This window comes from Candidatus Desulfatibia sp. (assembly GCF_036446775.1).
Classification (GTDB): Bacteria; Desulfobacterota; Desulfobacteria; order Desulfobacterales; family UBA11574; genus Desulfatibia_A.
This window is the reverse complement of the sequence record NZ_JAZFTO010000068.1, coordinates 1-4,012: the sequence shown is the minus strand read 5'-3', so window position 1 is coordinate 4,012 and position 4,012 is coordinate 1. Positions and strand designations below refer to the sequence as shown.

Annotated in this window: 5 protein-coding genes; 3 read left to right on the top strand and 2 right to left on the bottom strand. The window is 48.1% G+C overall.

The window, feature by feature from the left end; translation table 11 throughout:
- Positions 1 to 15: 15 nt before the first annotated feature.
- Genes thrS through V3S16_RS03030 form a run of 3 tightly spaced genes read left to right on the top strand, consistent with a single transcriptional unit; the run spans position 16 to position 2,370 of the window.
- Positions 16 to 1,932: a threonine--tRNA ligase gene (gene thrS, locus V3S16_RS03040; protein WP_413883200.1), complete on the top strand. Its 1,917-nt coding sequence runs from the start codon at positions 16 to 18 to the stop codon at positions 1,930 to 1,932.
- Between the two features lie 56 nt (positions 1,933 to 1,988).
- On the top strand, positions 1,989 to 2,159 hold the full coding sequence (locus tag V3S16_RS03035) for a hypothetical protein (RefSeq protein WP_413883198.1): 171 nt from the start codon (positions 1,989 to 1,991) through the stop codon (positions 2,157 to 2,159).
- A gap of 4 nt (positions 2,160 to 2,163) precedes the next feature.
- Positions 2,164 to 2,370 carry a hypothetical protein gene (locus V3S16_RS03030; protein ID WP_413883197.1) on the top strand — a complete coding sequence of 69 codons (207 nt, stop codon included), beginning with the start codon at positions 2,164 to 2,166 and terminating at the stop codon, positions 2,368 to 2,370.
- A 77-nt stretch (positions 2,371 to 2,447) separates the two neighbouring features.
- Here the strand turns inward: V3S16_RS03030 and V3S16_RS03025 are convergent, their stop codons facing one another.
- Positions 2,448 to 3,374 carry a methylenetetrahydrofolate reductase gene (locus V3S16_RS03025; protein ID WP_413883199.1) on the bottom strand — a complete coding sequence of 309 codons (927 nt, stop codon included), beginning with the start codon at positions 3,372 to 3,374 and terminating at the stop codon, positions 2,448 to 2,450.
- A 427-nt stretch (positions 3,375 to 3,801) separates the two neighbouring features.
- Positions 3,802 to 4,012 (bottom strand): CinA family protein (locus V3S16_RS03020; RefSeq protein WP_413883196.1); only part of this gene is annotated, 211 nt, incomplete at its 5' end.

Here is a 4,012-nt window from a genome sequence, read left to right as displayed (position 1 = left end):
AATGGTGATAGTCTAATGATAAACATAACATTTCCTGACGGCAATATAAAGACTTTTGAGAATAATCCAACAGGGTTGGATATAGCCAAAAGCATTTCCGAGGGTCTGGCGCGTGATTGCGTTGCCATGGAGCTAAACGACAAGATTGTCGATTTAAAAACGCAAATCACCGGTGACTCCAAAATCAGACTGATCACGACCCGGGACGCGGAAGGGCTTGAGATTATGCGCCACAGCGCAGCGCATGTTATGGCCGATGCTGTGCTGCGTCTTTACCAGGATGCCAAACTGACTATCGGTCCCGTTGTGGAAGACGGCTTCTATTATGACATCGACATGCAGCCTCTTTCCAAAGACGATTTTCCGAAAATCGAGGCCGAAATTAAAAAAATCATCAAAGCCAAAATGCCTTTTGAACGTACCGAGGTTTCAAAATCCGAAGCAATGAAATTTTATAAAAACGAGCCCTATAAACTTGAATTAATTTCGGAACTCCAAGATGAAACCATATCGCTATACAAGCACGGCGACTTTACGGATTTGTGCCGCGGACCGCATGTCCCCCATACCGGGCTTATCAAAGCCTTTAAGCTTACGAAAGTGTCCGGCGCTTACTGGCGTGCCGACCAGAAGAAGGCCCAGCTCCAGAGAATTTACGGCACGGCCTTTTTCAATAAAAAAGAATTGAAAGCATACCTCCACTTTATTGAAGAGGCCCAAAAGAGAAACCACCGCAAAATCGGTCAAGCTCTCGATCTTTTCAGCTTTCACGATGAAGCTCCCGGAATGCCGTTTTTTCATGCCAAGGGGATAAGCATCTGGAACTGCCTGCTCGATTACTGGCGCCTTGAACACCGGACAGCAGGCTATGTGGAAATAAAAACCCCGATCATGCTCCAGCGCAGTCTGTGGGAAAAAAGCGGTCACTGGGAAAATTATCGCGAAAATATGTACACCGCCATGGTAGACGAGGATGAGTATGCCATTAAGCCCATGAACTGCCCCGGCGGAATGCTCCTGTTCGGCAGGAGGCCCCACTCTTACAGGGAGCTGCCGGTCCGGGCTGCAGAAATCGGTCTGGTACATCGCCACGAATTAAGCGGCGTGCTGGCCGGACTCTTCAGGGTACGAGCCTTTCATCAGGACGATGCCCACATTTTCATGACGCCTGACCAGATAGAAAATGAAATTCTGGGGGTGTTAAAACTGACGGAACGGATTTACAGTACCTTTGGCCTCGGGTTTCATTTGGAACTTTCAACCCGACCTGAAAAGTCTATTGGAACCGATGAGCAGTGGGAAACTACCACACAAGGTTTAAAAGCAGCCTTAGACACTTACGGCCGTGATTATAAAATCAACGAAGGTGACGGCGCCTTTTATGGTCCCAAGATTGATGCGCACATCAAAGATGCCCTCAGCCGAACCTGGCAATGCGGTACGATCCAACTCGATATGTCGCTGCCGGAACGCTTTAACCTTGCATATATTGACAGGAACAATGAAAAACAACGCCCGTTCATGATCCACAGGGTTATTTACGGCTCCATTGAGCGGTTTTTCGGGATCCTGGTGGAACACTTTGCCGGAAAATTTCCTTTATGGATGGCTCCGGTACAAATTGCATTACTGGCCATCAACGACGATCTTGTACCTTACGCCGGACAGGTGCAACAGACTCTTGAAGACGCAGGCCTGCGCACAGAAGTAGACCGCCGCACCGAGAGCCTGAACAAAAAAATTCGTGATGCCCAGCTTGGCAACATTCCACTTATCCTGACCATCGGCAATAAGGAAAAGGAATCCGGCAACCTTTCCGCAAGAACCTTGGACGGCAAGGTCCGATTCGGAATCAGCCAGGAAAACTTTTTAAACAGGGTGCAAGACCATATCCGACATAGAAAGCTGGACCTTAATATTTTTGATGATTAGAAGCCTCGTGACGTTTACGGAAATAACTTTAACGTTTATAAACATGGATTCAATTTTTGTTACAGATCCTGGATGCTGGTCGCTGGATACTGGATAAACAGCAAGCAATAAAATCTCTATCCATCCAGAATCAAGTATCGAGCATCAAGCATCTGGTACGCCATAAGAGTGCTAAGATCATTCATCATAATGTTACATCTTCCAAACGAATTCTCGACCAGGTATAGACTTATGGCAGACAATGCAGGCGTTACTACCCACAGGATAAAATGGTGTGACTTGCGCTGTGAATATGCCGGCTTCGCCAAACTGGATGCTTTAGATGGAAGCTGTCGAACCTTTCAATCCCTCTGGTGCGAAAAACTGAAAAAACATGTAACTAAAAACTCGCCCTGTGAAAACACGTTCGGAGAAAGACGACCAACCACCGGGTTGTAACGAGCTCGTCACGGATTGCGGGCTAATACGAATATTTCATTGGAACCAGAAGCTTTTAATGTTGTGTGCTTTGTGCTTTAATCCATAACGGGTCTGGGCAGCACCTTGGCGCGTTCGGCAATCTCGGGGACTTTGTGCTCCCACTCGATCGCCATCATGTGCACGCCGTGCACACCCTCCATCTCCTTGAACTCTTCAATTTGCTCACAGGCGATCTTGATGCCCTCATCAGCCGCCTTCTTCTTGTCAACGCCCTTCAAACGGTCGATCATCTCTTCCGGAACTTCTATGCCCGGAACTCTCTTTTGCATGTACCGGGCCATGCCAACGTTCTTCATGGGAGTCAAGCCCGCTAAAATGTAAGCCTTCTCCGTTAAACCCATGTCATTGGCACGCTTCATAAACTCACGAAACTTATCCATGTTGTAAATACACTGCGTCTGGATAAAATCGACCCCGGCCTCGATCTTTTTGGCCAAGCGGTGCACGCGCCAATCAAACGGATCCGCAAACGGATTGACCGCCGCTCCAATAAATATCCGCGGCGGATCCTTAATCTCGGTGCCCGCCTGAAACTTGCCCTCATCGCGCATCGTCTTGACCATGTTGATCAGCTGCATCGAATCAATATCAAAAACGCCCATGGCATCCGGATGATCGCCAAACTGGCAGTGATCGCCCGTTAAACACAACATGTTACGCACACCGTGGGCATAGACACCCAAAATGTCGGCCTGCATCGCCAAGCGGTTGCGGTCGCGGCACACCATCTGAAAATTAGGCTCCAAACCCTCCTTAATCAATATCAGACACGCCGCCCAGCTTGCCATCCGTACCACCGCCGTCTGATTGTCGGTAATGTTGACCGCATCCACCATACCTTTCAAATACTGGCACTTGTGGACAACCTCCTCAACCGTGGTACCCCGCGGCGGACCCAACTCACCGGTAAATGCAAAATGACCGGCCTTTAACACCTTCTCCAAATTGCTCCCTGACTTCATACCGTTATCTGTACTCATAGCAAACCCCATCCCTATAAAAGTTAACTGAATCGTACTTAATTTGGTAAATTCAAGGCTCCTGACCTGGCGTAAATTCAGATTCAACATATTTTAATGAAGAATCCACACCTTGGGAGCATATAAAAGATGAACGTCGAACATCGAACATCGAACGTTGAACATCGAATAATGCATTCTACCATTTATAATAAAGACAAAGCGACACGCGGCGCAAGCGCCTGCGCGGCGCGAGCGCCTTCCACATTCGACGTTCAACGTTGAACGTTCGATGTTCGATGTTCAAATTGTTGCATCTGAAATTACGACTAAATCTTCATATCACGTTAAAATTTGGAATAGGGAAAACTGATAACCGATAACCGATAACTGACATTCGTGCCTTAGTGCCTTGGTGGCGGAAATGTTATCAACTCTGAAGTTTGTGGCGCAGCACATCAAGTGCCGCTATGGCAAAGATCTTTTTTTTCATCAGCCGATTGCCAAACGAAAAATGAAACCGGTACGCTTCCGCAGAACTGTCTGTGGCCAGGCCGATACAAACCGTTCCAACCGGTTTGACGGCACTTCCGCCGTCAGGTCCGGCAATACCGCTGGTGGCCAGGCCGTAAGTTGCTCCC

Coding starts and splice junctions, on each gene's coding strand:
- thrS (WP_413883200.1), top strand. CDS start 16: ATGATAAACATAACATTTCCTGACGGCAATATAAAGACTTTTGAGAAT.
- V3S16_RS03030 (WP_413883197.1), top strand. CDS start 2,164: ATGGCAGACAATGCAGGCGTTACTACCCACAGGATAAAATGGTGTGAC.
- V3S16_RS03025 (WP_413883199.1), bottom strand. CDS start 3,374: ATGAAGTCAGGGAGCAATTTGGAGAAGGTGTTAAAGGCCGGTCATTTT.